Source organism: Sagittula stellata E-37 (genome assembly GCF_039724765.1).
Taxonomy (GTDB): domain Bacteria; phylum Pseudomonadota; class Alphaproteobacteria; order Rhodobacterales; family Rhodobacteraceae; genus Sagittula; species Sagittula stellata.
In genome coordinates, this window is record NZ_CP155729.1 from 3,540,919 (window position 1) to 3,566,509 (window position 25,591).

At 63.4% G+C, this 25,591-nt stretch carries 24 protein-coding genes; 10 read left to right on the forward strand and 14 right to left on the reverse strand.

From position 1 onward, the window contains the following. Positions 1–82: 82 nt before the first annotated feature. From dnaG to ABFK29_RS16870, 8 genes are all read right to left on the reverse strand, one after another. Positions 83–2,110 carry a DNA primase gene (dnaG, locus tag ABFK29_RS16835; protein WP_005858765.1) on the reverse strand — a complete coding sequence of 676 codons (2,028 nt, stop codon included), beginning with the start codon at positions 2,108–2,110 and terminating at the stop codon, positions 83–85. An 85-nt stretch (positions 2,111–2,195) separates the two neighbouring features. Continuing rightward, the gene (locus tag ABFK29_RS16840; protein WP_005858767.1) at positions 2,196–2,480 is read right to left on the reverse strand and encodes a hypothetical protein; all 285 of its coding nucleotides are present in this window, start codon (positions 2,478–2,480) and stop codon (positions 2,196–2,198) included. A 231-nt stretch (positions 2,481–2,711) separates the two neighbouring features. Then, positions 2,712–3,469 (reverse strand): IS5 family transposase gene (locus tag ABFK29_RS16845; RefSeq protein ID WP_085983406.1). Its coding sequence is split into 2 segments (ribosomal slippage): positions 2,712–3,148 and positions 3,148–3,469, totalling 759 coding nucleotides; the frame shifts between segments, so codons are not numbered across the junction. Between the two features lie 46 nt (positions 3,470–3,515). Next, complete coding sequence (locus ABFK29_RS16850) at positions 3,516–3,764, reverse strand: hypothetical protein (protein WP_005858772.1); 249 nt, start codon at positions 3,762–3,764, stop codon at positions 3,516–3,518. Between the two features lie 98 nt (positions 3,765–3,862). After that, positions 3,863–4,408, reverse strand: a complete 546-nt coding sequence (locus ABFK29_RS16855; protein ID WP_005858774.1) for a TadE/TadG family type IV pilus assembly protein — start codon at positions 4,406–4,408, stop codon at positions 3,863–3,865. Between the two features lie 17 nt (positions 4,409–4,425). After that, positions 4,426–4,977, reverse strand: a complete 552-nt coding sequence (locus ABFK29_RS16860) for a TadE/TadG family type IV pilus assembly protein (RefSeq protein ID WP_005858776.1) — start codon at positions 4,975–4,977, stop codon at positions 4,426–4,428. Then, the gene (locus ABFK29_RS16865) at positions 4,974–6,851 is read right to left on the reverse strand and encodes a Tad domain-containing protein (RefSeq protein ID WP_050772414.1); all 1,878 of its coding nucleotides are present in this window, start codon (positions 6,849–6,851) and stop codon (positions 4,974–4,976) included. The genes ABFK29_RS16860 and ABFK29_RS16865 overlap by 4 nt, the downstream gene beginning before the upstream one ends. 434 nt (positions 6,852–7,285) lie before the next feature. Continuing rightward, on the reverse strand, positions 7,286–8,710 hold the full coding sequence (locus tag ABFK29_RS16870) for a Glu/Leu/Phe/Val family dehydrogenase (RefSeq protein WP_040604547.1): 1,425 nt from the start codon (positions 8,708–8,710) through the stop codon (positions 7,286–7,288). A gap of 339 nt (positions 8,711–9,049) precedes the next feature. Here ABFK29_RS16870 and ABFK29_RS16875 point away from each other — a divergent pair, with 339 nt between their 5' ends. The 3 genes from ABFK29_RS16875 to ABFK29_RS16885 all read left to right on the forward strand — a co-directional run bounded on the left by ABFK29_RS16875 (position 9,050) and on the right by ABFK29_RS16885 (position 12,250). Continuing rightward, positions 9,050–10,894: a pilus assembly protein TadG-related protein gene (locus tag ABFK29_RS16875; protein ID WP_005858782.1), complete on the forward strand. Its 1,845-nt coding sequence runs from the start codon at positions 9,050–9,052 to the stop codon at positions 10,892–10,894. A gap of 99 nt (positions 10,895–10,993) precedes the next feature. Next, positions 10,994–11,527, forward strand: a complete 534-nt coding sequence (locus ABFK29_RS16880; protein WP_005858785.1) for a TadE/TadG family type IV pilus assembly protein — start codon at positions 10,994–10,996, stop codon at positions 11,525–11,527. A gap of 12 nt (positions 11,528–11,539) precedes the next feature. After that, a complete protein-coding gene (locus ABFK29_RS16885) occupies positions 11,540–12,250 on the forward strand; it encodes a TadE/TadG family type IV pilus assembly protein (RefSeq protein WP_198135707.1) in 711 nt (236 codons plus the stop codon). 59 nt (positions 12,251–12,309) lie between these two features. Here ABFK29_RS16885 and ABFK29_RS16890 read toward each other — a convergent pair whose 3' ends face one another. Continuing rightward, the gene (locus tag ABFK29_RS16890) at positions 12,310–12,783 is read right to left on the reverse strand and encodes a hypothetical protein (RefSeq protein WP_005858789.1); all 474 of its coding nucleotides are present in this window, start codon (positions 12,781–12,783) and stop codon (positions 12,310–12,312) included. A 124-nt stretch (positions 12,784–12,907) separates the two neighbouring features. Between ABFK29_RS16890 and ABFK29_RS16895 the strand changes: the two genes are divergently transcribed. Continuing rightward, positions 12,908–13,369 carry a methylated-DNA--[protein]-cysteine S-methyltransferase gene (locus ABFK29_RS16895; RefSeq protein ID WP_040604548.1) on the forward strand — a complete coding sequence of 154 codons (462 nt, stop codon included), beginning with the start codon at positions 12,908–12,910 and terminating at the stop codon, positions 13,367–13,369. Between the two features lie 68 nt (positions 13,370–13,437). Here ABFK29_RS16895 and ABFK29_RS16900 read toward each other — a convergent pair whose 3' ends face one another. Genes ABFK29_RS16900 through ABFK29_RS16910 form a run of 3 tightly spaced genes read right to left on the reverse strand, consistent with a single transcriptional unit; the run spans position 13,438 to position 16,031 of the window. Further along, the gene (locus ABFK29_RS16900; RefSeq protein ID WP_005858793.1) at positions 13,438–14,481 is read right to left on the reverse strand and encodes a TRAP transporter substrate-binding protein; all 1,044 of its coding nucleotides are present in this window, start codon (positions 14,479–14,481) and stop codon (positions 13,438–13,440) included. A gap of 42 nt (positions 14,482–14,523) precedes the next feature. Continuing rightward, the gene (locus tag ABFK29_RS16905) at positions 14,524–14,847 is read right to left on the reverse strand and encodes a 2Fe-2S iron-sulfur cluster-binding protein (RefSeq protein WP_005858795.1); all 324 of its coding nucleotides are present in this window, start codon (positions 14,845–14,847) and stop codon (positions 14,524–14,526) included. An 8-nt stretch (positions 14,848–14,855) separates the two neighbouring features. Further along, positions 14,856–16,031 carry a cytochrome P450 gene (locus tag ABFK29_RS16910; RefSeq protein WP_005858798.1) on the reverse strand — a complete coding sequence of 392 codons (1,176 nt, stop codon included), beginning with the start codon at positions 16,029–16,031 and terminating at the stop codon, positions 14,856–14,858. A gap of 79 nt (positions 16,032–16,110) precedes the next feature. Here ABFK29_RS16910 and ABFK29_RS16915 point away from each other — a divergent pair, with 79 nt between their 5' ends. Beyond that, positions 16,111–17,037: a LysR family transcriptional regulator gene (locus tag ABFK29_RS16915; RefSeq protein ID WP_232281554.1), complete on the forward strand. Its 927-nt coding sequence runs from the start codon at positions 16,111–16,113 to the stop codon at positions 17,035–17,037. Between the two features lie 18 nt (positions 17,038–17,055). On the opposite strand, the gene ABFK29_RS16920 is transcribed toward ABFK29_RS16915, so the two are convergent. Continuing rightward, the gene (locus tag ABFK29_RS16920) at positions 17,056–17,889 is read right to left on the reverse strand and encodes a prephenate dehydratase (RefSeq protein ID WP_005858802.1); all 834 of its coding nucleotides are present in this window, start codon (positions 17,887–17,889) and stop codon (positions 17,056–17,058) included. Positions 17,890–18,024: 135 nt separating this feature from the next. On the opposite strand from ABFK29_RS16920, the gene ABFK29_RS16925 reads away from it, so the two are divergent. The 5 genes from ABFK29_RS16925 to ABFK29_RS16945 all read left to right on the forward strand — a co-directional run bounded on the left by ABFK29_RS16925 (position 18,025) and on the right by ABFK29_RS16945 (position 24,664). Continuing rightward, the gene (locus tag ABFK29_RS16925) at positions 18,025–18,537 is read left to right on the forward strand and encodes a c-type cytochrome (RefSeq protein WP_005858804.1); all 513 of its coding nucleotides are present in this window, start codon (positions 18,025–18,027) and stop codon (positions 18,535–18,537) included. Positions 18,538–18,790: 253 nt separating this feature from the next. Then, positions 18,791–20,716: an extracellular solute-binding protein gene (locus tag ABFK29_RS16930; RefSeq protein ID WP_040604549.1), complete on the forward strand. Its 1,926-nt coding sequence runs from the start codon at positions 18,791–18,793 to the stop codon at positions 20,714–20,716. A 6-nt stretch (positions 20,717–20,722) separates the two neighbouring features. After that, the gene (locus ABFK29_RS16935) at positions 20,723–21,808 is read left to right on the forward strand and encodes a microcin C ABC transporter permease YejB (RefSeq protein ID WP_005858807.1); all 1,086 of its coding nucleotides are present in this window, start codon (positions 20,723–20,725) and stop codon (positions 21,806–21,808) included. Between the two features lie 52 nt (positions 21,809–21,860). Further along, positions 21,861–23,078, forward strand: a complete 1,218-nt coding sequence (locus ABFK29_RS16940) for an ABC transporter permease (protein ID WP_050772421.1) — start codon at positions 21,861–21,863, stop codon at positions 23,076–23,078. Further along, positions 23,075–24,664, forward strand: coding sequence for an ABC transporter ATP-binding protein (locus ABFK29_RS16945; protein ID WP_005858810.1), 1,590 nt, complete (start codon positions 23,075–23,077; stop codon positions 24,662–24,664). Before ABFK29_RS16940 ends, ABFK29_RS16945 begins: the two co-directional genes overlap by 4 nt. Here ABFK29_RS16945 and ABFK29_RS16950 read toward each other — a convergent pair. Continuing rightward, positions 24,622–25,545 carry an EamA family transporter gene (locus ABFK29_RS16950; RefSeq protein WP_005858812.1) on the reverse strand — a complete coding sequence of 308 codons (924 nt, stop codon included), beginning with the start codon at positions 25,543–25,545 and terminating at the stop codon, positions 24,622–24,624. The two genes, ABFK29_RS16945 and ABFK29_RS16950, sit on opposite strands and share 43 nt — an antisense overlap. Positions 25,546–25,591 lie beyond the last annotated feature (46 nt).

A 25,591-nucleotide genomic window follows, 5' to 3' on the forward strand; every position in this document is an offset into this window, starting at 1 on the left:
ATTGACCGACTCAATAGCGTCTTTGAGTGATTCGGGAACCCGTCTACCCTTATTTCTTTACCTTTTTCTCACCGAAGTGACGTCATCCACGCCCTTTATCGAATCGAATCGTTGCGAGAAGCGAATCAAGGGCGCTCTTTTCTTCCCGGTCGATATGGGCGCCGTTCGGCCCGATTTCGAAGTCCACTTCGTTATCGTCTTTCAGCCGCCCGATCGCCGAACGCGCCCGTGCTGCCTCGGCCAGACGCCATGTCAGGGCTTCGTCGGCCAGATCGTCGAGGTCCTCCTCCGCCTCTCTCAGTTCGGCCTGCCAGCCATGGTACGCCTCAAGCTTCGCCAGCTCCTCGGCGACAGTCATCCGCGCGAGGTCCTTTGCACCTTGGGAACGGATACATGGAACCACCGCGATATGGCGCGCGGCGAGCAGGGTTTCAAGCCACCCCGCCCCGATCCTTTCCATGGCCGCGTCGGCAAGGCGTTCCGGACGGTCGGCCATATCGAGCAGCACGTCCCGAAGTGCGGCCAGGTCGGGGTCGCGCGGGGTCAGCTTTTCCAACTGTCCGTCGAACGCCTCGATAAGGGTAGGATGATGATAGAGAATGGCCAGAACGATCTCCTGCCGCATGACGACTTCGGCATCCTCGCCCCGGGCGACCAGCATGGAGGCCTTGGCGGTCGGGCTCGGCGGCTCGGGCGCATTCCACTTGCGGCGGCCTCTGGCGCCTTTCCCCTTGCCGGAAAACCCGCCGGCGAAACCACCAGAGAAACCGCCAGAAAATCCTCCGCCGTTGCCACCGTTCCACGGCTCCGCCGGTTGCACGCCGGCTCGGTTGTACAGCTTGTCCAGCAGCTCCCGCACCGCTTCCCCGTAGTGGCGTCGCAGGGAGGGGTCCTTGACCCGCTGAACCCGCTCGCGCAGCACCTTGTCCAGCGCGGCCCGGCGCTCCGGACTGTCAAAACTGCGCCCTTCCGTCTCTTGCTGCCAAAGCAGATCGACCATCGGCAACGCCGCATCCAGACAGGTCTGCACCGCGTCCGGCCCGTCCGAGCGGATAAGGTCGTCCGGGTCCTTGCCATCGGGCATAAGCGCGAACCGCAGACCTTTCCCCGCTTCCAGCAAGGGCAGCGCAAGGTCGATCACCCGATACGCGGCACGCAGCCCGGCCTTGTCCCCGTCGAGGGCGATGATCGGTTCAGGCGACAGCCGCCACATAGCATGAAGCTGGTTCTCGGTAACCGCCGTGCCCAGAGGTGCAACCGCGCCCTTGAACCCGGCCTCGCTAAGCGCGATCACGTCCATATAGCCTTCCGCCACGACCAGCGGCTGCCCCCTGCCGGTGGCCTCGCGTGCGGCGCGCAGATTGTAAAGGTTGCGGGACTTGTCGAAGAGCTCCGTCTCGGGCGAGTTCAGGTATTTGGCGTTGTCGTCCGGGTCCATCGCCCGGCCACCGAAGGCGATACACCGCCCCCGGGCATCACGGATCGGGAACATGATGCGGTTGCGGAAGACATCGTAGGGCTCGCGTCCCTTGTCCGAGGTCTTCGACAGGCCGCAGGCCACGAGGTGCTCGACAGAGACGCCCTTGCCGGTCAGCGCCAGACGCAGGTTATCCCAGCCCGCGGGCGCGAAACCGATCTCGAACCGCTCCTGCGTACCGGCGTCGAGCCCGCGCTTCGCGAGGTATGCCCGGGCATCCGTCGCCGCCTGCGTCTTCAACTGGAAACGGAAAAACTGGACCGCCTGCTCCATGACCTCGCCAAGGATCGTCCGGCGGTCGGCCTTCTGCTTGGCCTGCGGGTCACGGGCCGGCATCTCCATCCCGGCTTCGGTGGCGAGAATTTCGATCGCCTCCATGAAGCCGACATTCTCCGTCTTCTGCACGAACGAGATGGCGTCTCCCTTCTCGTGGCAGCCGAAGCAATAATAATACCCCTTCCGGTCGTCGACGTGGAAAGAAGCCGTCTTTTCATGGTGAAAGGGACAAGGCGCCCAGAGGTCGCCCTTGCCGGGTTGCGACTTGCGCTTATCCCACAACACCTTGCGCCCCACCACATCGGCAAGGCTCAGACGGTTGCGGATTTCATCGAGGAAACCGGTCGGCAGACTCATGGGAGGCAGTATCCTCCGGCGGCGGGGCGATTATCAAGGTGCCAAGAGCGGTCAGGGCAGATGCGACCAGACGCGGTGTCGGGCCTTAACGGTCCATCCGCTCGCACTGTTCGCGTGCCGCCTGACCGACCGCCGGGGTCAGCATGTTCGGGGGCAGCGTGAACACGAAGTCGGCAAGCTGATCGGCAGCCTTGCGCTCCATCTCGGCGCGCAGGGCGGTGCGCACGTCGGCCTTGGAACGGCCACTGACGCGGCTGTCCACGGCCAGTTTGAACCAGGCTTCGGTCTGCGCACATTTTTCGAGATCGCCCTGCGCCACGACGGGCGTGGCACCGATGGCGATGATGAGGGCAAAAAGCGCTTGGCGCATGTCAGGCGTCTCCGCAGGCAGTTTGGAGTGGTTCTAGCCCGCCTCCCCGCGGGCGGCAACGTCTGCCATGACGTCGGCGATTTCGTGCCAAAGGATCCGTGCCATCGACTTGAAAACCGTGGGCCTGCTGGCGCACGCGAATCCGCTGAAGTCCCGAGCATCGAAGGTGGAACCGTCAGGCGCCCTGTCCGTGACGCCGCCTCAGGACCTAGGGTCAGGACTCGTTCTCTCTCAAAGCCAGAAGATCACGGTCGCAGCGAGTGCGATCGCTGAGAAGAAGGTCTTTGGGCATCGGTCATAACGGGTCGCCACCCGTCTCCAATCCTTGAGCCTGCCGAACATGATCTCGATCCGGTTGCGACGCTTGTACCTGCGCTTGTCGTACGGGACGGGCGTCTTCCGTTTCGTCCGGCCCGGGATGCAAGGGCGTATCTTCTTGTCTTGCAAGGCTTCTCTGAACCAGTCGGCATCGTAGCCGCGATCTCCGAGCAGCCATTTCACGTCTGGCAGCCCGCCGACCAGCGCACGCGCCCCGATGTAGTCGCTGACGGGGCCGGCAGTCAGGAACAGGTCGATGGGCCGGCCATGGCTGTCGCAGACGGCGTGCAACTTCGTGTTCATGCCTCCCTTCGTCCGGCCAATCAGCCGTCCACGCCCCCCTTTTTCACGCCCAGGCTGGACGCCGTGCGATGGGCCTTCAGATGAGTTGCGTCGATCATCACGGTCGTCTCCTCACCATGCTCGCCCGCCAGCCCGGCCATGATCCGGGCGAAGACGCCTCTATCGCTCCACCGCTTCCAGCGGTTGTAGAGTGTCTTGTGCGGGCCGTATTCCCTTGGCGCATCTCGCCACCGCAATCCATTGCGATTGATAAAGATAATACCGCTCAGAACGCGCCGGTCATCAACCCGGGGCTTGCCGTGCGACTTGGGGAAGTAAGGCTCCAGACGCGCCATCTGCGCATCGCTCAACCAGTAGAGATCAGACATGTTCACCGCTCGTTTTCGAACGGTGAATCACGCTCGCTCAACCAAATCAATGGGTCCTGAACCTAAACACCCGCGCGGTGCCGCTCATTGGCATGAAGGCCATCCCGGGTTCCATCACGGGTTCGACTTTCGGCAGGTTCCCCTGCGCCGCGAAGGAGGCGGAATATGAGAGATCACGGTCGAACGCCGACTCAAAGTCGAACGGAAACCACGCGTTTTCGATGTCTCGCAACCGACATTTCCGGCGCACCTTCATGCGGGTCAGCAGTTCGGCGTCCCCGCGCGTCTTGCGCATCGTGGCGCCGTGTCCGTCACCTCAACCGCCGATGATGATGGCACGAGCGCTTGGGATGGGCCGGGCGGGCGGCAAATCCTGCGCCCCGTTGCTCGCGATCAGCTGTCCGACCAGATGATCTGGGGCGCGAAACGCGGCCGGGTGAAACCATAGGTGTAGAACAGGTCGGCTTCGTTCAGGGCCGGCAACTCGAACGGCGGGACATATTGCGTTTCGGTCTCGACCATGATGACCCGTTCGTTGTGCAGCAACGTCGGCAGACGGTCGGTGAGGCTGACGAGATCTTCGGTGCGCAGGTCGCTGAACAAGCCACGGGTCTGCGACCAGTCACGGATGTAAGCGCCCTGGTTCGCGTCGTAGCGCACCTGCGTCACGCGCAGCGAATACGGTCCTTCGGACGACGTCAGGAACTCCAGCAGGTCGAGCATGCCGTCGAGGTAGGCCGCGTCGATGGCCGACGTCTCGCGTGAAATCGCGTCGGAGATCGTGTAGGCCGCCTTTGTGTTGAGGCTCTTCTGACGGAAGGCGTCGTGCAGAGAGAACATGCTGGCAAGAACCGTCAGAAGAAGAGGCAGCCAGATCAGTGTCTCGATGGTGACATTGCCAGTCTCGTCGCCTGCAAAACGACGCAGTTTGTGGAGCATCGGCGTTCTCATGGCGGTCACCTCGGTTCCTGCACGAAGGCGGCGGTGACGATCATCTGCGCGTAGCCTTCGGTATCCAGATTGAGTTCCTTGCCGAAGCCGGTGCTCGGCATCATGGGTTTGTATTTCAGGCAGGCCCGCATGAGCATCAGATCGTTGTCCTTGCCATGCACGAAGTTGCGCACCGGGCGCGGCTCCTCCTGGGCATTGCGGCAGTCCGGATTCGGCTCCATCATCGTGACGTTGCGCGGGTCGACCTCGACCATTTCGAGCATCAGGTTGTTCTGGCAATCGTCCACTATGACCGCTTGATCACAGATGCTCAGACGCACTTGTTCGTAGGTCGGTATCTCCCCTGTCGAGAGGCGGATTTCGCGGACCACCCGGTCCACGCTGCGCTCAAGCATCGCATGACGAAGGTTCATGTAGGCGATCTCTACCCCGGCGGCGAGGACGAGGAAGAAGATCGAGAAGTAGAAGGCGAATTCCAGAGTGGAGTTGCCGTTCTCTTCGCGGCAGAAGCGGCCAGCAAACCGGCCAAGGCGGGATATCCGGGTTTCCGAGTTCATTGGATCAGCCTCAGATTGTTGATCTGGCGCGCAATGGTGTCGAAGGCGTCGATGATCTCCGTGCCCTGGACGTGGAAGAAGTGACTGTCGGACGAGGCGCACAGGCGAAGCTCATCCGCATCCGCGTCTGTCGTCTCGAACGCGACGGCAAAGACGGTGACACCTAGGTCGCGGGCAAGCTGGCACTGGGTGTGCAGATTGTCGAGGTTGTTGCCCCGCGTCGAAAAGGTCGTATAGCTGCCACTGCCCTGGGTCTGAAGCTCCGTTTCGCCGTTGAGTGGAGCAAAGGGATCGACAGGGCGATACTGGTCGGTCACAGCGCCGTCGCTCATCACGACGATGAACTTCTCGGTCTCCTCGTCCTCCCAGGCGATGGGACGCCCGAGGAAGCGGCTGTCGACAAGTCCGGCGGAAATGAGTTCCGTCACCGCGCTTCCGGTCGCGGGGTCAAGCAGCGCAAGGGCGTATTTCAGTCCGTACTGGATACCCGTGCCGTCATGCATCCTCATGTTGTCGATGAAGGCAGACAGCGTGGCGGCGTCGTCGGAATAATACTGGATCGCCGTGTCTTCTCCCGGGCACCAGCCCCAGTCCATCACCTCGCGGACGTAGGGCCAGAACATGAAGTGCGGTACGTAATCGTCGGACTGCGGAAGATCGGTGTTGGTGAACTCCGTGTCGTAGATTTCCACGCAGGACGACGGCATGTTGACGTTGACCGCCTCGACCGGGGCCACGGGCGCGACGTAGTAGGCCGCCCATGCGTCGTAGTCGATGAAAGCAAAGTCGATAACGTCGCCCGGGATCTTTCCGTTGTTCTTGGTCGGGCCGATGTCGCTGAACGGACCGTTGCCGTCGCCCTTCACCTGAAAGTAACGGTTCTTCTCCTGACCGCCCTTGACCGAGATGCCAAGGAACTGGTCCGGGTGGAACAGCAGCGGGTCGCGGTCGATCAGGAAGGCCACGGCGCCCTGATAGATATCGTCGATGTCCCGCGTGGAACCGTCCGGAAAGTTGATGATCTTGTGGGCGCGGTTGTAGATGTCGTCACCGTTGGTGTCGAAATAGACCACGATGTTGGCGATGGGCTGGGGCCAGGGCGAAAAGAAGCCGCCGGTGTCGGTGGCCGCGGTGTCGGTGCCATCGGTGCAAGACGGGTCGATTGCCCCCTCATCGGCGTTCTCGGCGTTGTTCGTGCAAAGCGACCCCCCCGGTGCATCCTGATCGCCGTTGCCCCAGCCGTTGTTGCCCTGCTGGATCTTTGGACGCACACCGCGGAAGTAGTCGAACATGACGTCGCCCGGATTTACCTGCCCAGCAAACGGGATCAGGTTGAGGGTGGTGACGCCTGCGCTGTCCTCGGTCAGGACCTTGGTCACGAAGTCCTTGGCGGCGTTGCGCGCATTGGTGATCCGGTTGTTCCAGCGCATCGAGCCGGAAATATCCATGACCAGCGAAATCTCGACGTTGGCAATACGTTCCTCCGCTGTCGAGGCCGCAATGACCGGCAGCGTCTGCCACCCGGACATCCGCAGGAAATAGGTGTCGAGGGTCAGGCCTGCGTCCGCGGCCACCGTCCGGTCGTACAGACCGGGCGTGGCGATGACATCGGTCAGGTGCTCGACCAGCCCGGCCTTGGTCACGTAGTCGTTCACCACAGCGACCGGGTCCTGCTGCTGGTCGAGATCGGCGGCGGCCAGCACCGCACGGTCGAGCGTCGCCTGCAGCCGCGCCCGTATCGCCTCCTGGTACATGATGTCGACCGACGCCCCGGTGATGACCAGTATGAGGACCAGCATGAAAGTCGAGAAGATGGTCATGGTGCCTTCCTCGTCCCCAGCGAGGTCGGCGATGAAGTGGGTGAGCCTTTTCATGCCCGGGGTCTCCTGTCCGTCTGCCAGGGCCTGCGCCGTGGCGGGTTGTGCCCCCTTTCTCGGGTAAGATTCGGTCAATGCTCCGGTCACGATTGGGGCACCGAAGCGGACTTCACCGCGCATTTTAGAAGAAGGCCCGCGATCACTGTCCCTTCGGACGCGCGCAATGGCACAGTGCCGACGGGCTGCGGCGCAAGCGTCGGCACGCGGAAAGAAACGTCATCACGCCCCGATCAACGCAGAAGAATAATGATCGCGGGGACCCGTCCACCAGCCACGATCCGAACGGCCCTCCCAATCACGCAGGGCAGCAGGTCAGCAGAGCAGAAAGCCGTCTAGCCGCTCCGACAAAGCAAGGGACGACCGGCGTGGCCCACCTGCCCAGCCCCTGCAAGAGATGACGGCGCAGAACCCGCGCACCTCTCCGGCCCCGATCAGATCCCCTTCGCCGCGTAGCTCCGCGCGACCCGGTCGATAGCGGTGATATAGGCCGCGGTACGCAGATCGGTCACGTCATCGCGCGTGTGCCAGACCTCCTGCATGGACTGGTAGGCCACGCGCATCGTGTCATCCAGACCGGAGCGCACCAGTTCCAGTTCGTCGGCCCCCCGAAGGTACTTTTCGCGAAACAGCGGCGACAGGGACCATGTGGAGCCCATGGCCGAGTCCAGGCGATCGAGTTCGTCCAGGATCAGGGCGTGGCGCGCTTCTTCCTGCCGTCTCTGCATGCGGCCGAAGCGGATGTGCGAGAGGTTCTTGACCCATTCGAAATAGGACACGGTGACACCGCCCGCGTTGGCATAGAGGTCGGGAATGATGATCACGCCGCGCCGGCGCAGGATGTCGTCGGCACCGGCGGTGACAGGCCCGTTGGCCGCCTCGATGACAAGCCGCGCCCGGATACGGTCCGCATTGCCCGTGTTGATGACACCCTCGACAGCAGCGGGTATGAGGATGTCGCAGTCCTCTTCCAGCACCTTGTCGCCGTCGGCGATGGCGTTCGCCTCGGGGTAACCGCTGACACCGCCGTGACGGCAGATCCATTCGTGGACCGCGTCGACGTTCAGACCTTCGGGATCATAGAGCGCGCCGTCGTGCTCCACGATGCCGATGATGAGAGCGTCGTCCTCCTCCCTGAGGAACTTGGCGGCGTGGTAACCGACGTTGCCGAGGCCCTGCACGATGACGCGCTTGCCTGCCAGACGGCCCGACAGCCCGGCTGCAGCCAGGTCTTCGGGATGGCGGAAAAACTCGCGCAGGGCGTACTGGACCCCGCGTCCGGTCGCTTCCACCCGGCCCTCGATCCCACCCGCCGAGAGCGGCTTGCCCGTCACACAGGCCTGTGCATCGATGTCCGTTGTGTGCATCCGTGCGTATTGATCCGCAATCCAGGCCATCTCTCGCTCGGAAGTGCCCATGTCCGGCGCCGGCACGTTCTGCGAGGGATTGATGAGGTCGCGCTTGATCAGCTCGTAGGCGAAACGGCGGGTGATCTTTTCCAGTTCTTCGGCGTCGTACCGGCGCGGGTCGATCCGCAACCCGCCTTTCGAGCCGCCGAACGGCGCCTCCACCAGCGCGCATTTGAAGGTCATCAGGGCGGCGAGCGCCTCCACTTCGTCCTGGTGGACGGCGGGCGCGAAACGGATGCCGCCCTTGACCGGCTCCATGTGTTCCGAATGGACCGAGCGGTAACCGGTGAACGTCTCGATCTTGCCGCGCAACCTGACACCGAAGCGCACGGTGTACGTGGCGTTGCAGACGCGGATCTTCTCCTCGAGTCCCGGCGGCAGGTCCATCAGCGCCACGGCGCGGTTATACATGAGATCGACTGACTCACGGAATGTCGGTTCAGGTGCCATGCCGCCTCCCCCGGATTGGTCCTTTGCGCTCATATTGGGCAGACAGAGCGGGATCGCAATGCCGACAACTTTCCGGACTGCATCCGCAAGACCCACGCTTGCACACTTTTTACGCGATCAATAGACAACCTTTACGATACAATACATCTGATCGTCGCGCATTCCGAAACAACGGCATCGACGGGACGGCTTTGTCCGAGAAACCCCTTAAAAGTATAGATAATAGCGTTTTAATTGGCCCAAATTTAGCCATCTTGGAACGGCATAAACGCGGCATCCGAGAGGACAGACAGGTTCTATTCCCAACGGCCCCAGGGCCGTCTTGCCAAGGTGCCCGCGATGCAGACGAAGAGATACAGGAACACGCCCAAGCCCGTCATGTCGCATTCCGTGACAGGAGGCTGGCTGGGCCGTTTCTGGGCAGACACGTCCGGAAGCATGTCTTATGTCGCTTTGGCTGGCTCCCTCGTGATGATGGTTTTCGGCGGCATCGGCATCGACATGATGCACGCCGAACTGAAACGCAGCCAGGTCCAGAACACGCTGGACCGCGCGGTTCTCGCTGCCGCCAACCTCAGCAACACCCGCGATCCACAGACCGTGGTCGAAGACTACTTCCGCGCGATGAAGCTGGAGGACACGCTGGGCGACGTTCAGACCGGCGACTCCCTCGGGGCAAAACGTGTCCGGGCCGAGGGCAACGGCTCCATCAACTCCCACTTCCTTGGCCTGATCGGCGTCGACCAACTCGACGTTTATGGTGCCGCAACTGCCGAGAACGCTACGGCCCCGCTGGAAATCTCGCTTGTTCTGGACGTGTCCGGGTCCATGCAGGGCCAGAAGATCAGGGACCTGAAGGAGGCCGCAAAGGCTTTCGTGGATGCCGTGCTGGGCGAAGGCGGCGACAACAGTCGCGTGACCGTCTCGCTGATACCCTACAACGCGACTGTAAACCTGGGCGACGACCTGTCGGAACGGTTCAACCTCGACCGGTGGCAGAACTATTCCTCCTGCGCGATCTTCGAATCGTCTGACTACAACTCTCTGTCCATCGACCCGAACGCTGGTCTGGAACAGCTCGCCCACTTCGACCCCTACGACTACAGCGGCAACTCTCCCGACCTGACAGCCCCCTGGTGCGCCGAGGGCAACAACCTCGCGATCGTGCCGCATAGCTCCGATGCCGATTACCTTTCGGACGTGATCGACAGCTTCGAGGCGCAGGGCAATACCGCCATCGATCTCGGCATGAAGTGGGGTCTTGCACTGCTGGACCCTGCCGCGCGCCCGGTGATCGGCGACATGCAGGCCGACGGTCTGGTGCCGTCTTCCGCCCGCTATCGCCCCTCCGACTACGGGACGCAGACGATGAAGTTCGTCGTCGTCATGACCGACGGCGAGAACACGCAAGAGTACAACCTGAAGCCCTGGATGCTGAACCCGAACGCCCTGTCGGACGTCTGGGTCGACGATCACGGCACGCCCGGCAAGGGCGACGACCGCTACTCGATCCGGGTCAAGGACAACTACGGCGACTCGAACGACGTGTTCTATTGGCCGCACGCCAGCCGCAACAATTATCGCAATGGCCCCTACAGCTGGGTGACCAGGACGGCCGCGCAGATGGTGAACGGTGTGGCGGTGGTGGACGGCGACTCCGAAACGACGAAGGCCAAATGCTCCAGCTACAAGGGCGCCGGCCACAACGCCGGACAGGAAACGCTGATCGAAAACGTCCTCGGGATGGATTACGGCACGCTCGACCTGGACGGTGACGGCATTGCCGGCGCCAATGACGACTGCTCCAACTATCCGCCGGTCCGCCTCACATGGCAGGAGCTCTTCGGAAACGTGAAGACCACCTATTACGCGAACGCCTGGTACTGGCAGGCCTATATGGACGGCCGCGCCAGCTACAACGACTACTACAACGCGTATTACTCGTGGGAAACCACCGTGGACGCGTCACAGGCCAACACCAACCTCGCGACGATCTGCGCCAAGGCGAAGCAGCAGGATGTGACCATTTTCACCATCGGCGTGGAGGCACCGCAGGCCGGACTGAACGCCATGCGCAACTGCGCGTCGTCGGCGTCGCATTACTACAACGTGTCCAGCAACCAGCTTGTCGATACATTCCGCTCGATCTCCGACGTGGTTGTCGAACTGCGCCTGACCGAATGACCCCAGGGCCGGTGCCCCCGCCGGCCGAAGACTGAAAGCCCCCCGCCGCAGGATGCCCCAAAGGCGACCCGCACCCGTACTACAACCGAGGCCAAGCCCATGTTTCGCCCCCAGCTCTCTTTCCTGCGCCGGTTTCGCGCCGAAGACGACGGTTCGATGGTCGTGCCCATCGCATTGTGGATGCCGATCTTTCTGCTTCTCATCATTTCGTCTGTCGAACTCGGCACGATCACTGTCCGCAGCACGGTGCTCGAACGTGCGCTCGACCAGACCGTGCGCGACGTGAAGCTGGGGACCGGCCCCAACACGCACGCCCAGATGAAAGAGGCGATCTGCAACCGGGCCCAGATCCTGCCCAGCTGTCTGGAGACGCTGCATCTGGAAATGGTGGTGCTGGACATCCGCGACTGGACCGATCCGCCGGAAGGCGTCGATTGCTACGACAACTCTCTGCCCGTCACGCCGCAGCGCAACTTCCAGAACGGCAAGGGCGGAGAGATGATGTTCCTGCGCGCCTGCTACAAGTTCAAGCCCCTGACCCTCATCAGTTCCTTGAACGCGGCCCTGCCGAAAGATGACGCCGGCTACGTTGGTCTTGTCGCCATGAACGCATTCGTGAACGAACCCAGCTGAGGAGTGATGCACATGTTCCGTTCCATACTCCCCGCCCCGCTGAGACGTTTCACCCGCGACGACACCGGGTATGCCAACGTCGAGTCGATCATTCTCCTGCCCGCCCTGTTGTGGCTGTTTGGGGTCGGCTGGGTCTACTTCGATGCCTTCCACCAGCAGAGCATCAACCAGAAGGCCAACTACGTCATCGGCGACATGATCTCGCGCGAGACCGATCCGCTGGACGAGACCTACATCCGGAACACCCGCAACCTGTTGAGCGCTCTGATCCACTCGACCTCGGAGGACACGGACTTCCGCGCATCGGTGGTGCAATACGACGCCAGACACAACGACTGGGATCTGGTCTGGTCGGACGCCTACGGTACACGCAGCCGGCTGAAGCAGGCCGATCTGACCGACTACTTCGACCGCCTGCCGCCCGCGATCGACAACGAACAGCTTATCCTGGTTGAGACTTGGGACAACTACGCACCGGTGTTCAAGGTGGGCCTGGATCCGTTCGAGATCGCGACCTACAGCTTCACGAGCCCGCGCTACACCTCGCAGGTCGTGTGGGAAGGATCGGCCAGCGCTGGCGGCGGCAACAACAACTCGGGCAACAGCAACAACAACTCTGGCGGCGGCAACTCTGGCGGCGGATCGTCCGGCGGGTCTTCGGGCTCTGGTGGCGGCGGCGGCGGCGGCGGGTGGAGCTTCTGGGATTGGCTCTCAGGGGCATAACCCCCAGGCATGAAAAGAAAACAAGGCCGCGCCATCGGGCGTGGCCCTTTCGCTTTTCCTCAGTCCTTGGATGCAAGCTTGACCGAGATCATGTCGGCAACCGGCTTCGTGGCGGACCCGGCAGTGACACCCCCCACCGCGACGCGACGGCCCAGCCGCCACCACAGACCGGGACGCCAAGCGCGCGGCGCAGGCTCCTTGAGGATCAGCAGGAAGCCGTTCGACGGTTTTGCCGCGAACATCGAACGATCGACGCGCGCGATCTGGTCGAGCCGAGCGACGATCGTGCCATCGCTGTCGGTCAGCGCGTCGTCGGTCAGGATCAGTGCATGGCCGGTCGACACCCACATCCGCGAGGAAAACCAGAGCGTCAGGCCGCCGAGCACCAGAAGGAACACCCGCCACAGCATGGCTTCGGGCGGCTGGGCAAAGGCGATATAGAGCAGAAGCCCCCCAAGCAGCAGCATCGCCCCCACCCCGATCATGCGCCGGGGCGCCGAGGATTCTATCCGTGCCAGTTCAGGTTTGCTCATGATCGTCCCCCGCGTGTTCCCAGTTTCATAGCGTCAAGTGATGCCGGGGGAAAGCCGATGGCTTGCGGTGGTGCCGCGCGACGACGACACTGTCGGCGGAGGCAATGGAACAGAGGGAGCCGACATGGCGCAACTGACAGTCGCGACACCCACAGGCCCGTTCAGGCTGGTCGAAGCGGAGGGGGTGATGGTGTCCTGCGGCTGGTGCGACGGACCATCAGACGCGGCAGAGGCCACGCCTCTCCTGCGCGAAGCCGCTTCGCAGCTCGAAGCGTATTTCGCAGGGCGGCTTACGCGGTTTGACTTGCCATGGTTCGTAGACCGAAGCCCCTTCCAGTCCGAGGCCTGCGCCCTCATGGCCGCGATCCCGTTTGGCGAAACGATCACCTACGGGGAAATGGCCAAAGCGCTTGGCGTCTCCGCACAGGCCGCTGGCCGGGGGTGCGGTGGCAATCCCCTGCCCGTCATCGTGCCATGCCACCGAGTGCTGGCGACGAACGGTCTTGGCGGCTTCTCCGCCAGCGGAGGGGTCGAAACGAAAGTCTGGCTCCTGCGTCACGAAGGGGCCGCAGGCTTGCTGATCTGACACATGGCGCGACCAACGAAGAAGGGCGAGGACATCGTCCCCGCCCCAAGTTCCTTCCGGTCAGGACATCAGAGCGCGCCGGTCGCGCCCTTGCACTCACCTTCCATCAGCGACTTCGCTTCGTCGATCAGCGCCTGACCGTCCATGCCTTTGCTGTCCAGATCGGCGATCCAGGAGTCGTATATCGGCTGCACGAGATCGCGCCACGGACCGGTCTGGTCTTCCGCCACGGTGATGATGTTGTTGCCAAGATCAACCGCGACCTGCCGCGCCGGGGCATCGGCATCCGACTGCGTCCCGCCGGCGAAGACCGAAAAGTTCAAGCCGGAGTTGTCGTCGATGACCTTCTGCAGGTCTTCGGGCATGGAGTCGTAGACGTCCTTGTTCATCGCCAGAACGAACGTCAGCGTGTAGAGCGCCGGGCCCTCGAATTCCGTGTGATTGCTCACCAGTTCCGGAACCTTCAGGGCCGACGTCACTTCCCATGGAATGGTCGTACCGTCGATCACGCCCTTGGACAGGCCCTCGGACACAGCCGGCACCGGCATCCCGACAGGTTCGGCTCCCGCGGCCTCAAGCAGCTGGTTCACCAGACGGGACCCGCCGCGAATCTTCATCCCGACGAGGTCCTCGGGCGTCTGCACAGGGTCATTGGTGTGGAACATCCCCGGCCCGTGAACCCAGGTGCCAAGCATCTTCACATCCGCGAACTCTCCGTCGGCCATGTCGTTTTCGTACATCTTCCAGTACGCGCAGGACGCGGCGCGGGCGTCCTCGACCATGAAGGGCAGTTCGAACACCTCGGTCGACGGGAAACGGCCGGGCGTGTAGCCGACCACCGTCCAGATGATGTCCGCCAGACCGTCGACGGCCTGATCGTAAAGCTCCGGCGGCACGCCGCCGAGTTGCATGGACGGGTAATGGTCGATCTTGATGCGGCCATCGGAATCGGCCTCCACCTTTTCGATCCACGGCAGCAGGATTTCCTGCGGCACGGAGGCCTGCGGCGGCAGCATCTGGTGCAGGTTCAGTTGCACCTCCTGCGCCGAGGCGCCCTGTGTCATGGCCAGCGCGCACGCCGTGCCTGCAAACAGTGTCTTCAACGTCTTCATTGGGTCCTCCCTGAGTGGCCGTCCTGTTCCCCGGTCCGTGATTTATCCCTGCTCTTCCGGCAGATGGATGATGAGTCCGTCAAGCGCCTCCGATACCTCGATCTGGCACGACAAACGCGATGTCGGCCGCACCTCGGCTTCGCCAAAGTCCAACATGTCTTCCTCGGTGTCGCTGCGTTCGCCGGTGCGGTCGGTCCAGGCCTCGTCGACATAGCAGTGGCAGGTGGCGCAGGACATGGAGCCGCCGCATTCGGCGATAATCTCGTCTATGCCGTTGTCGCGCGCCGCCTGCATGACGGAGGTGCCGGGCGCGGCTTCGACCTGCTTTTTCGTGCCGTCCGCGTGGACGAAAATGATGCTGACCATATCAGTCCTCAGTTCAGTGTGACCGGAAGGTTGAGCGGCCCCCGGAAGCCGAAGCCGCTCCAGACAACATCCTCGGCGCTGTTCAGCGTCATGTTCGGGAAGCGCTCGAAGATCATCGGCAGCATGATTTCTCCGACAGTCTTGCGGGCGACCTGCGCGCCCGAGCAATGGTGCGGCCCGTTGCCAAAGGCCTGATGCTGCGCCTTGGCCCGGAACACGTTGTACAGGTGCCCGTCCTCGAAGACGTCCTCGTCGTGGTTGGCCGAAGCCTGGATCGTCATCAGAGTGACGCCCTCGGGAATGTCGATGCCATCGATCTGGTGCGCCTGCATCACCCTGCGTGACGACGCCTGGATCGGCGCGACCCAGCGCACGCCTTCCTCGAAGGCGTCGGTCCATGCCTCGGTGCGCCGCACCTCCTCAAGCTGGTCGGGGTTGGTCAGCAGGCCGTAGAGGATCGTCGCCAGCGCATCGCGCGGCTCGTTGATGCCGCCGCCGATGGCGATCTTGACGTTGGCGTAGATCTGGCTTTGCGGGATTGGGTCCTTGGCGTTCAGCATGATCGACAGTGCAGAGTTGTTCGGCTCCGCCACGTGACGTGCCGTGATCGAATCGAAGTAGGCGTTCATCTCGGCATTGGCCGTGTCGGACTTAGCAAAGGGCTCGTCCCGGAAACCGAAGTTGCCCGCGCCGTCGATCAGCGTCTGCGACCAGCGCTGCATGTCGGCATCGCTCGCCTCGTCCAGCCCGAGAATATGGGCGAGGATGCGCGCCGCGACCGGGCCACAGAGGTCCTTGAACAGGTCCACCGTCTCGCCACGCGGCAGCCGGTCGAGGTAGTCGGAGACGATCTTCGCATAAAGCGCCGCCCAGTCGGTCTTGATGACCTTGGGCGAAAACGCCTTCTGCATGGCCATGCGTTCGCGGCGGTGCTCGTCCCCGTCCTTGCGCATCAGCGTGTGCGCCTGGAAGGCACGCTCCATCGGCGTTTTCGGATCGTTGGAACTGTAGAGCTCCGCGTTATCCTTCACCATGCGGGTGTGGGCGGCCTTGGTCAGGAAGATGCGCCGCGCGGCGGGCACATCGACGATCGGCGTCTCCGCACGCATGCGGCGATAGATGGGATAGGGATCGCGGGTCAGATCGTCCAGCGTCACCCGCTCCTCCACGGGGGCAGTGGTCATGTCTTACCTCCTCCAAGCCAGACATTAGCGGCCACAGTCTCAAAGGTGGATTGATCTGGCAATAAGATCAATTCTATTCATGGCATCAGTGGATTTGATGGAGAAAGCCGTGACCGATCCGATGGGCGTGGACTTCCGGACGCTGACCCTGCTGGCGCGGGTGCACGATCTGCGCTCCTTCACCAAGGCGGCAGAAGAGCTGGGCGTGAACCAGTCGGCGGTCAGCTACACGGTCGAGAAGCTGCGGGGCATTTTCCAGGATCCGCTGTTCGTGCGTCAGGGACGGACAATCCTGCCGACCCCGCGATGCGACGAGATCGTGCAGGAGGCCAACCGGCTGATCGGCGACTTCCGCCGGCTGACCGTCCCGTCGCAATTCGATCCCGGCACGGTCAAACGCAAGATCACCATCGCCTGCAACTACTACGAACGCGTTCTGTGGGTGCCGCACATCGTGCGCGCCGTCCGCGCCGAGGCTCCGGGCCTCGAACTGGAAATCGTCGACGCCTCCGACATCGGGCACGAAAGGCTGCTGCGCAACGAAGCCGAGATGCTGATCGGTCCCTTCCAGCGCGAAACCCCGGCGTTCTATAGCCGGCGTCTCTACCGCGAGGACTACATCTGCCTGATGGATGCGGGCCACCCCGCCGCCGGTGCTCCGCTGGACCTGCAGACCTACCTCGGGCTGAACCACGTGCTTGTGACCTACGGGGGGCGCTGGACCTCGCGCTACCTGCACGATCTGAAGGACATGGGCCACACCCTGCGCGTCGGGCTGCGGGTGCCAAGCCCGGCTGGGATCGCGGAACTGGTCGTCGCCTCGGACCTCGTCGCAACCGTCCCCCGCAGGCTGGCCAAGGTTCTGGGCGAGGCGGTGCATGTCGCCGACTGCCCCGTCCGGACCGGGATCACAATCGAGGTCGTCTGGACGGAACGCAACCACCGCTCCGCCCACCACGTCTGGCTGCGCGAGCTGATCCACCGCGTGGTGTCTCAGGTCGCCTGAAAGGGCCCGCCGGAGCCCTCAATCGCGTCGCGGATCGCGCGGGTAGACGCCGAGAATCTCCAGCATCGACGTGAAGTAGGCCAGCTCTTCCAGTGCGCGCGCCACCGGCGGATCTTCGGGGTGGCCTTCGATGTCGGCGTAGAACTGCGTCGCCGTAAACGACCCGCCAACCATATAGCTTTCCAGCTTGGTCATGTTCACGCCGTTGGTCGCAAAGCCGCCCATCGCTTTGTAAAGCGCGGCGGGAATGTTGCGCACCTGAAAGACGAAGGTGGTGATCATGCCGTGATCGCCCCGCACGGTGGTGTCGGGCTCCGGCGACATCAGCAGGAAACGCGTGGTGTTGTGGGCGTGGTCCTCGATATGGCGGGCCAGGATGTGCAGCCCGTTGATCTCTGCCGCGAGATCCGAAGCCAGCGCACCCACAGTCCGCGAGCCGGTGCGCGCGATCTCGGCCGCGGCACCGGCGCTGTCGGGCCATGCCTCGCCCCGGATGCCGTATTTCTTCAGGAAACTCTCGGCCTGCGGCAGCAGCACGAGGTGCGCCCGCACCACTTCCAGTTCATCGATCTCGACGCCGGGCTGCGCCATCAGCGAGATGTGAACGCGGACAAACGCCTCGTCCACGATTCTCAGCCCCGATTCCGGCAGCAGGCGATGGATATCCGCGACGCGGCCGTAGGTTGTGTTCTCGACCGGCAGCATCGCAAGGTCCGCGCTGCCGTCGCGCACGGCGGAAATCACGTCCTCGAAGGTGTTGCACGGCAGGACATCGGCCCCGGGACGGGCTTCGACGCAGGCCTGATGCGAATAGGCCCCCATTTCCCCCTGGAATGCGATACGTTGCGGCATGAGGCTCCCTCCCCGGTCAAAAACCTGCGCTTGCCCGGTGGGCGGGCGATTGGTCGCGGCTTCTATCGCTTGCCTAAGCCAATTGGAAGCCGTAGACACCCGCCCGACGGATACACAATTCGAACAGGGCACCTCATGGATACGATGACAGTTACCAAGGTCGTGGGCGGCGTCTGTGGCGCTCTGCTGGTCTATTTGATGAGCAAGTGGGGCGCGGAAACCCTCTACCACGTCGGCGGCGGCGGTCACGGTGAGGAACACGCGTCGGCCTACTTGATTGAAGCGGGCAGCAGCGAACCTGCCGAAGCGGAACCCGAAGTGCCGTTCGAGGAGCTTCTGGCGTCTGCCGACGTGGGCGACGGCGAGAAGGTCTTTGGCAAGTGCCGCGCCTGCCACAAGATCGACGGTTCGAACGCGACCGGCCCGCACCTCGACGGTGTCGTTGGGCGTCCCATCGGCTCGGTTGGCGGGTTCAACTACTCCGGCAACCTGAATCAGGTCGGCGACGCATGGACGCCGGAGCACCTGAACACGTTCCTTGAAAGCCCCAAGGCCGCGGCGCCGGGCACCACGATGTCCTTCAACGGCCTGTCGAAACCGGAAGACCGCGCAGCAGTGATCGCCTTCCTGCAATCCGTGAGCGGCTGATCCGCTTCGAACCGATACACCGGAATTGGCTAGGGCCGTCCCCCGCGCGGGGACGGCCCTTTTCCTTTTGCGTCCGGCGACCCCATGCAGCGCACACGTCCCGATCACAAGGGCGTCAAAGCGGCCCACCGCCCGCCCAATCTCGACTTGAATGTGGTCAGGCGGAACCCTTAGCTTAAATTTAACCATAATTGACGAGACATGGAGGCGTCGGTGTCCGAACGCCCCGCCGGACCGCCAAGGGAGACCACGGATGACCAGAAGACCGCCGTTCCACGTCGATCGCCGCAGCGCCCTCGGGCTCATCGGTGCCACCGCGGCCGCCCCGCTTTTGCCCCGCACCGGGTGGGCCGAATCCCACGCGATGGCCGAAACCATCAAGGCGCACGGCTATTCGTTCTACGGCGATCTGAAATACCCGGCGGACTACCCGCACTTCGCTTATGTCAATCCGGACGCTCCGAAGGGCGGCGAGATCGTCATCGGCGCGCGCGGCACCTTCGACGGCTTCAACCGCTGGGCCTGGCGCGGCAATCCGGAGACCAACGCCGGCGTCGTGGCGGAATCCATGTTCGGTGAGATGCCCTGGGGCGGCGGCCTGCCGGCGGATACCATCACCGACTCCTACTGCCTCGTCGCGCGTGAGGTGGAATACCCCGAGGACCAGACCTGGGTCATCTTCCACATGCGGGACGACGTGACCTTCCGCAACGGCGCCCCAGTCCGCGCACAGGATGCGGCCTTTACCCACAACCTGTTCATCGAACAGGGCATCCGGTCCTACGCCCGCAGCGTCAAGGAACGGATTTCAGGTGTCGAGGTCATCGACGACCTGACGCTGAAATACACCTTCGTCGACGGCATCTCCCGCCGGTCGCTCATCAGCCAGGTCGGCGGCACGCCAATCTTCTCCGAGGAATGGTACAAGGAAACCGGCGAGAAGCTGGATGAACCTTCCGTGCTGTCGCCGATGGCGTCCGGCCCCTACCAGGTCGCCGATTACGAATTCAACCGCTACGTCGTCTACGAGCGCAACCCGAACTACTGGGGCTGGGACCACCCGGCCAACGTCGGGCGCCACAACTTCGACCGCGTCAGGTTCGAATACTTCGCCGACGACACGGCCGAGTTCGAGGCCTTCAAGGCCGGGATCACCAACTTCCGCACCGAAGGTTCCACCAAGCTCTGGGCCACGGGCTACGACTTTCCCGCGATCCAGCGCGGCGACGTCGTCAAGGACGAGATCCCCGACCAGTCGGCGCCGAACAACTCCGGCATCATCTTCAACACCACGCGCGAGCCGCTGGACAACCGCAACATCCGGCACGCCCTGTCGCTCGCCTACAACTTCGAGTGGGAGCGCGAGTCGCTCCAGTACAGCCTGACAACCCAGCGCAAGTCCTTTGTCGAAGGTCAGGAATGGGAAGCCAGGGGTCTGCCGGAAGGCAAGGAGAAGGAGCTGCTGGAAAGTCTGGGCGAGCTCGTTCCGCCGGAGATGATGACCGAAGAAGCGGTGATGCCGCACACGTCCGAGGCCCGCGACCCGATCGACCGGCGCAACAAGCGTACCGGCCTGCGCCTGCTGGAACAGGAAGGCTGGACGGTCAACGCCGACGGCAAGATGGTCAACGAAGCCGGCCAGCAGATGGCGCTGAACTTCCTCGTCCTGTCGAGCTGGGATGACACCCGCAAATCGGGAATCCAGACCTACGTGCGCACCCTGAACGACTGGGGCATTGCCGCGACCGCCGATACCGTGGACAGCGCGCAGGGCCAGCAGCGGTTCCTCGACAAGGATTACGACATGATCCACACCCGGATCCTGACGTTCGCTGCGGCAGGCACCGGTCTGAAACAGCTTTTCGGGTCGGAAACCGCGGTCGTGTCCTCGTACAACCCCGCGGCGCTGCGCAGCCCGCTGGTGGACGCGATCATCGAGGCGGCGCTCGACACCAAGACCCGCGAGGACGAGATCGCGGCGCTTATGGCATTGGACCGCGCGCTCAGGTACGAGCGCATCCAGGTGGCCGGCGGCTTCGTTCCGGAATACTGGGTTGCCTACTACGACATGTTCGAGCACCCCGAGGACCTGCCGCCCTATGCGCTTGGCGTGCTGGACTTCTGGTGGATGGACAAGGAAAAGCACCAGGCTCTGCAGTCCAGCGGGGTTCTGAAGTAATCCGCAATGGCCGCATACATCCTTCGACGCTTCCTGCTCATCATCCCCACCCTTCTGGGGATCATGATCTTCAACTTCGTGCTGGTGCAATTCGTGCCCGGCGGCCCGGTCGAACAGGTCCTTGCCAAGATGCAGGGCCAGGGCGACGTGACAGCCGGGTTCTCCGGCGGCAGTCAGGACATGGCCGAGGAAACCTTCGGCTCCGACAGCGACTACGTCGGCGCCCGCGGGTTGCCCAAGGAGTTCATCGAAGAGCTTGAGCGGGAATTCGGCTTCGACAAGCCGCCGCTCGAACGCTTCCTGGACATGATGTGGAACTACATGCGCTTCGACTTCGGCGAGAGTTACTTCCGCTCCATCTCCGTCTGGGATCTGGTGCTGGAAAAGATGCCAGTGTCGATATCGCTGGGTCTATGGTCGACGCTGATCGCCTACCTCGTGTCGATCCCTCTCGGCATCCGCAAGGCGATCAAGGACGGCACCAGCTTCGACACCTACACCTCCGCGCTCATCATCGTGGCCTACGCCATTCCGGGCTTCCTGTTCGCGATCCTTTTGCTGGTGCTCTTCGCCGGCGGCTCCTACTGGCAGATCTTCCCGCTCAGGGGGCTGACCTCCGACGGGTTCGAGAACTTCAGCCTCTTCGGCAAGATCGTCGACTACTTCTGGCACATCACGCTGCCGGTCCTCGCCTCCACCATTTCCGGCTTCGCCACGCTGACGCTTTTGACCAAGAACAGCTTCCTCGACGAGATCAAGAAGCAGTACGTGATGACCGCCAGAGCCAAGGGCGTTTCCGAGAGAAAGGTCCTCTACGGGCACGTCTTCCGCAACGCCATGCTGATCGTGATCGCGGGCCTTCCGGCGGTCTTCATAGGCGTGTTCTTCGGCTCTTCGCTCATCATCGAGACGATCTTCTCGCTTGACGGGCTCGGGCGGCTCGGGTTCGAGGCGGCGGTGGCCCGCGATTACCCGGTCATCTTCGGAACGCTCTACTTCTTCGGCCTGATGGGTCTTCTGGTGAACATTCTTTCCGACCTCATGTACGTCGTGATCGACCCCCGCATCGACTTCGAGAGCCGGGAGGGCTGAGATGACTCATCAGCTCGACGCACAGGCGCAGGCTTCGGCCACGGCGGAACAGATGACGGATCTCGGCTACGAGATCCCGGAAGAAAAGCGCGGCCGCTTCGCGCTGTCGAACCTCAACCGCCGCCGCTGGCGCAACTTCACCCGCAACCGCCGCGCTTACTGGTCGCTGTGGATCTTCGCGGTGCTGTTCGGCCTGTCGCTGTTTGCGGAGTTCATCGCGAACGAAAAACCGATCCTCGTGAACTACCGCGGCAGCTACTACATGCCGATCTTCAACTTCTACGCCGAGACGGACTTCGGCGGCGACTTCAGGACCGAAGCAGCCTACCGCGACCCCGAGGTGCAGTGCCTGATCGCCACCGGCGGGCTAGACGCCTGTTTCGACGACCCCGAGGGGCTGATCGCCGAAGCCGAGGCGGGCACCATAGACGATCCGGATTTCCACAAGGGATGGACGCTCTGGCCGCTCATTCCCTACACCTATGACACGCCGGTGGAACGCTCCGGCGCGGCGCCCCTGCCGCCCGACGTGATCGGGTTTTGGGAAGGCGACGACGAGGAACGGCACTTCGGCCTCCTGCCCCCGGACAAGCGCGGCAACAACCTTCTGGGGACAGACGATGCGAAGCGCGACGTCTTCGCCCGGGTGATCTACGGCTTCCGTCTATCAATCTTCTTCACCCTGATCGTGACCGCCATCTCCTCCGTCATCGGCATCTTCGCGGGCGCGTTGCAGGGGTATTTCGGCGGCTGGCTCGACCTCGTGTTCCAGCGGGTGATCGAGATCTGGGGCGCGATCCCGATGCTGTACGTCATCATCATCATGTTCGCGATCTTCGGGAGAAGCTACAGCCTGTTGATCTTCCTGATGATCGCCTTCAGCTGGACCGCGCTCGTGGGCGTTGTCCGGGCGGAATTCCTGCGCGCCCGCAACCTCGAATACGTCCGCGCGGCCAAGGCGCTGGGGGTGTCGAACAAGACGATCATGTTCCGGCACATGCTGCCCAACGCCATGGTGGCGACGGTGACCTTCCTGCCGTTCCTCGTGACCGGCACGATCTCGTCGCTGGCCGGGCTCGATTTCCTCGGCTTCGGCCTGCCCGCCGCCGCGCCCTCGCTGGGCGAGCTGACGCTGCAGGCCAAGCAGAACCTGCAGGCCCCCTGGTTGGGGTTCACCGCATTCGCGGTCTTCGCCGTGATGCTCTCGCTCCTCGTCTTCATCTTCGAAGGCGTGCGCGATGCCTTTGACCCGAGGAAGACGTTTCAATGAGTGAACTGCTGAAGGTCCGCGACCTGAAGGTGTCCTTTCGCCAGGACGGCAAGATCGTCGAAGCGGTCAAGGGCGTCTCTTTCCAGATCGCCAAAGGCGAGACCGTGGCGCTCGTCGGTGAATCCGGGTCCGGCAAATCTGTCACCGCCCTCTCCACCGTGTCGCTGCACGGCGAATCCGCGGTGGTCGAAGGCTCGGTCCTCTACGACGGCAAGGAGATGGTCGGCGCGTCCGACGAGAGGCTGAGGCAGGTGCGCGGCAACGACATCAGCTTCATCTTCCAGGAGCCGATGACCTCGCTCAACCCGCTGCACACGCTGGAAAAGCAGATCCGCGAAAGCCTCGAACTGCACCAGGGGCTGACCGGCGACGCGGCGCGCAAGCGTATCCTCGAACTGCTTACTAAGGTCGGTATCCGCGACCCCGAAACACGGCTTCAGGCTTACCCGCACCAGCTTTCCGGCGGGCAGCGGCAGCGGGTCATGATCGCCATGGCTCTTGCCAACGGGCCCGACCTTCTGATCGCCGACGAACCGACCACGGCACTCGACGTCACGATCCAGGCCCAGATCCTCGACCTGCTGGCCGACCTGAAGTCGGAGGAGGACATGAGCCTCCTGTTCATCACCCATGACCTCGGAATCGTGCGCCGCATCGCCGACCGGGTCTGCGTGATGAAGGACGGGGAGATCGTCGAACAGGGCGTCACTTCCGAGATCTTCGGCAACCCGCAGCACCCCTACACACAGAAACTCCTCTCCGCCGAAAGCACCGGCGTCCCCAACCCGGTCAAGCCGGATGCCGAGGAGATCGCCAGCACCGACGCCCTGCGCATCTGGTTCCCCATCCAGCGCGGGCTGATGAAACGGACCGTGGGCTACGTGAAGGCCGTGAACGAAGCGACCGTGGCCGTGCGTGCCGGGGAAACCGTCGGGATCGTCGGCGAAAGCGGCTCCGGCAAGACGACGCTCGCCCTGGCCATCATGCGGCTGATCAAGTCTCAGGGCGAGATCACCTACCGCGGCGAGGACGTGCGCGCCTGGTCGACGAAGGAACTCAGGCGGCTGCGCTCCGAAATGCAGATCGTCTTCCAGGACCCCTACGGCTCGCTCAGTCCCCGGATGACCTGCGAACAGATCATCTCGGAAGGGCTGGAGGTCCATGCCAAGGGAGACCGCCGCACCTTCCGCTCCGAGGTGGCAAAGGTCATGTCGGAAGTCGGGCTGGACCCGATGATGATGCACCGCTACCCGCACGAGTTCTCGGGCGGGCAGCGGCAGCGCATCGCCATTGCGCGGGCCATGGTCCTGCGGCCCAGGCTGGTCGTGCTGGACGAGCCGACCTCGGCGCTGGACATGACCGTGCAGGTGCAGATCGTGAACCTGCTGCGCGACCTGCAGCAGAAGTACAACCTCGCCTACCTGTTCATCAGCCACGACCTGAAGGTCGTACGCGCCATGAGCCACAAGGTCATCGTGATGAAGCAGGGCGACGTGGTGGAAAGCGGATCGGCGGAAGATGTCTTTGCCAACCCGCAGACCGATTACACCCGGACGCTTCTTGCCGCCGCGCTCGACACCGCCTGAGGCTGAGGCTCTGCCTGCGGCGTCGGTGCAGGCCGGCGGTTCACCTTCTGCACCGCCCAGACCGAAAGAAGCACGACGCCCGCGCCGATCAACTGGCGCGCGTTCAGCGCCTGGCCGAGAATGACCCACCCCAGCGTCACCGCGCTGAGCGGGCTGAGGAAGCCCAGCCCCGAGGCCACCGGTGCCCCGAGGATCGACATGCCGCGGAAAAAGATCACGTAGGTCAGCGCGCCACCGATCAGCCCCAGCCAGACAAGCCCCGCCACCGCCTTGAGGTCGACCGCAGGCACGTCGCCGCCGACGATCAGCGCCACCGGGATCAGCAATACGCCCCCCGCTGTCAGTTGCCACGCGACAAAGGTCAGCCGGTCCACCGGCGGGGTCCACTTGAGCGTCAGGACCATGCCCGTCGCCATGCTGAGCGCGCCGACCAGCGCCGCGACAACGCCCACGGGATCGAGCTCGGCCCCCGGCCCGAGGATCAGCAGGCCGACGCCCCCTGCCCCTGCGAGCGCCGCCAGCACCGCCGCCAGCCGGAGCGGCGCGCCCAGCAGCAGGCTGGCGAGGACCGTCACGAAAAGCGGTTGCAAGGCCCCGAGCGTGGCGGCCACGCCCCCGGGCAGCCGGTAGGCCGCGATGAAGAGCGCGCCCCAGAACACAGTGAAGTTCAGCGCCCCCAGAAGTGCGACGCGACCCAGCCAGTCGCGCGACGGCAAGCGCCGGGTGATGGCCAACAGGACAAGCCCCGCCGGCAAAGCGCGGAGCAGGCCCACCACAAGCGGCGGCCATCCGGGCAGGAACTCTGTCGAGACGATGTAGGACGACCCCCAGATGATCGGGGCCAGCGCGGTCAGCGCAAGGTCGTTGAGGCGGGAAGACATGCATCACCTTTTATCTTGATGTCGAGGTATGTATCTTGACGTCAAG

Coding starts and splice junctions, on each gene's coding strand:
- dnaG (WP_005858765.1), bottom strand. CDS start 2,110: ATGAGTCTGCCGACCGGTTTCCTCGATGAAATCCGCAACCGTCTGAGC.
- ABFK29_RS16840 (WP_005858767.1), bottom strand. CDS start 2,480: ATGCGCCAAGCGCTTTTTGCCCTCATCATCGCCATCGGTGCCACGCCC.
- ABFK29_RS16850 (WP_005858772.1), bottom strand. CDS start 3,764: ATGCGCAAGACGCGCGGGGACGCCGAACTGCTGACCCGCATGAAGGTG.
- ABFK29_RS16855 (WP_005858774.1), bottom strand. CDS start 4,408: ATGCTCCACAAACTGCGTCGTTTTGCAGGCGACGAGACTGGCAATGTC.
- ABFK29_RS16860 (WP_005858776.1), bottom strand. CDS start 4,977: ATGAACTCGGAAACCCGGATATCCCGCCTTGGCCGGTTTGCTGGCCGC.
- ABFK29_RS16865 (WP_050772414.1), bottom strand. CDS start 6,851: ATGAAAAGGCTCACCCACTTCATCGCCGACCTCGCTGGGGACGAGGAA.
- ABFK29_RS16870 (WP_040604547.1), bottom strand. CDS start 8,710: ATGGCACCTGAACCGACATTCCGTGAGTCAGTCGATCTCATGTATAAC.
- ABFK29_RS16875 (WP_005858782.1), top strand. CDS start 9,050: ATGCAGACGAAGAGATACAGGAACACGCCCAAGCCCGTCATGTCGCAT.
- ABFK29_RS16880 (WP_005858785.1), top strand. CDS start 10,994: ATGTTTCGCCCCCAGCTCTCTTTCCTGCGCCGGTTTCGCGCCGAAGAC.
- ABFK29_RS16885 (WP_198135707.1), top strand. CDS start 11,540: ATGTTCCGTTCCATACTCCCCGCCCCGCTGAGACGTTTCACCCGCGAC.
- ABFK29_RS16890 (WP_005858789.1), bottom strand. CDS start 12,783: ATGAGCAAACCTGAACTGGCACGGATAGAATCCTCGGCGCCCCGGCGC.
- ABFK29_RS16895 (WP_040604548.1), top strand. CDS start 12,908: ATGGCGCAACTGACAGTCGCGACACCCACAGGCCCGTTCAGGCTGGTC.
- ABFK29_RS16900 (WP_005858793.1), bottom strand. CDS start 14,481: ATGAAGACGTTGAAGACACTGTTTGCAGGCACGGCGTGCGCGCTGGCC.
- ABFK29_RS16905 (WP_005858795.1), bottom strand. CDS start 14,847: ATGGTCAGCATCATTTTCGTCCACGCGGACGGCACGAAAAAGCAGGTC.
- ABFK29_RS16910 (WP_005858798.1), bottom strand. CDS start 16,031: ATGACCACTGCCCCCGTGGAGGAGCGGGTGACGCTGGACGATCTGACC.
- ABFK29_RS16915 (WP_232281554.1), top strand. CDS start 16,111: ATGGCATCAGTGGATTTGATGGAGAAAGCCGTGACCGATCCGATGGGC.
- ABFK29_RS16920 (WP_005858802.1), bottom strand. CDS start 17,889: ATGCCGCAACGTATCGCATTCCAGGGGGAAATGGGGGCCTATTCGCAT.
- ABFK29_RS16925 (WP_005858804.1), top strand. CDS start 18,025: ATGGATACGATGACAGTTACCAAGGTCGTGGGCGGCGTCTGTGGCGCT.
- ABFK29_RS16930 (WP_040604549.1), top strand. CDS start 18,791: ATGACCAGAAGACCGCCGTTCCACGTCGATCGCCGCAGCGCCCTCGGG.
- ABFK29_RS16935 (WP_005858807.1), top strand. CDS start 20,723: ATGGCCGCATACATCCTTCGACGCTTCCTGCTCATCATCCCCACCCTT.
- ABFK29_RS16940 (WP_050772421.1), top strand. CDS start 21,861: ATGACGGATCTCGGCTACGAGATCCCGGAAGAAAAGCGCGGCCGCTTC.
- ABFK29_RS16945 (WP_005858810.1), top strand. CDS start 23,075: ATGAGTGAACTGCTGAAGGTCCGCGACCTGAAGGTGTCCTTTCGCCAG.
- ABFK29_RS16950 (WP_005858812.1), bottom strand. CDS start 25,545: ATGTCTTCCCGCCTCAACGACCTTGCGCTGACCGCGCTGGCCCCGATC.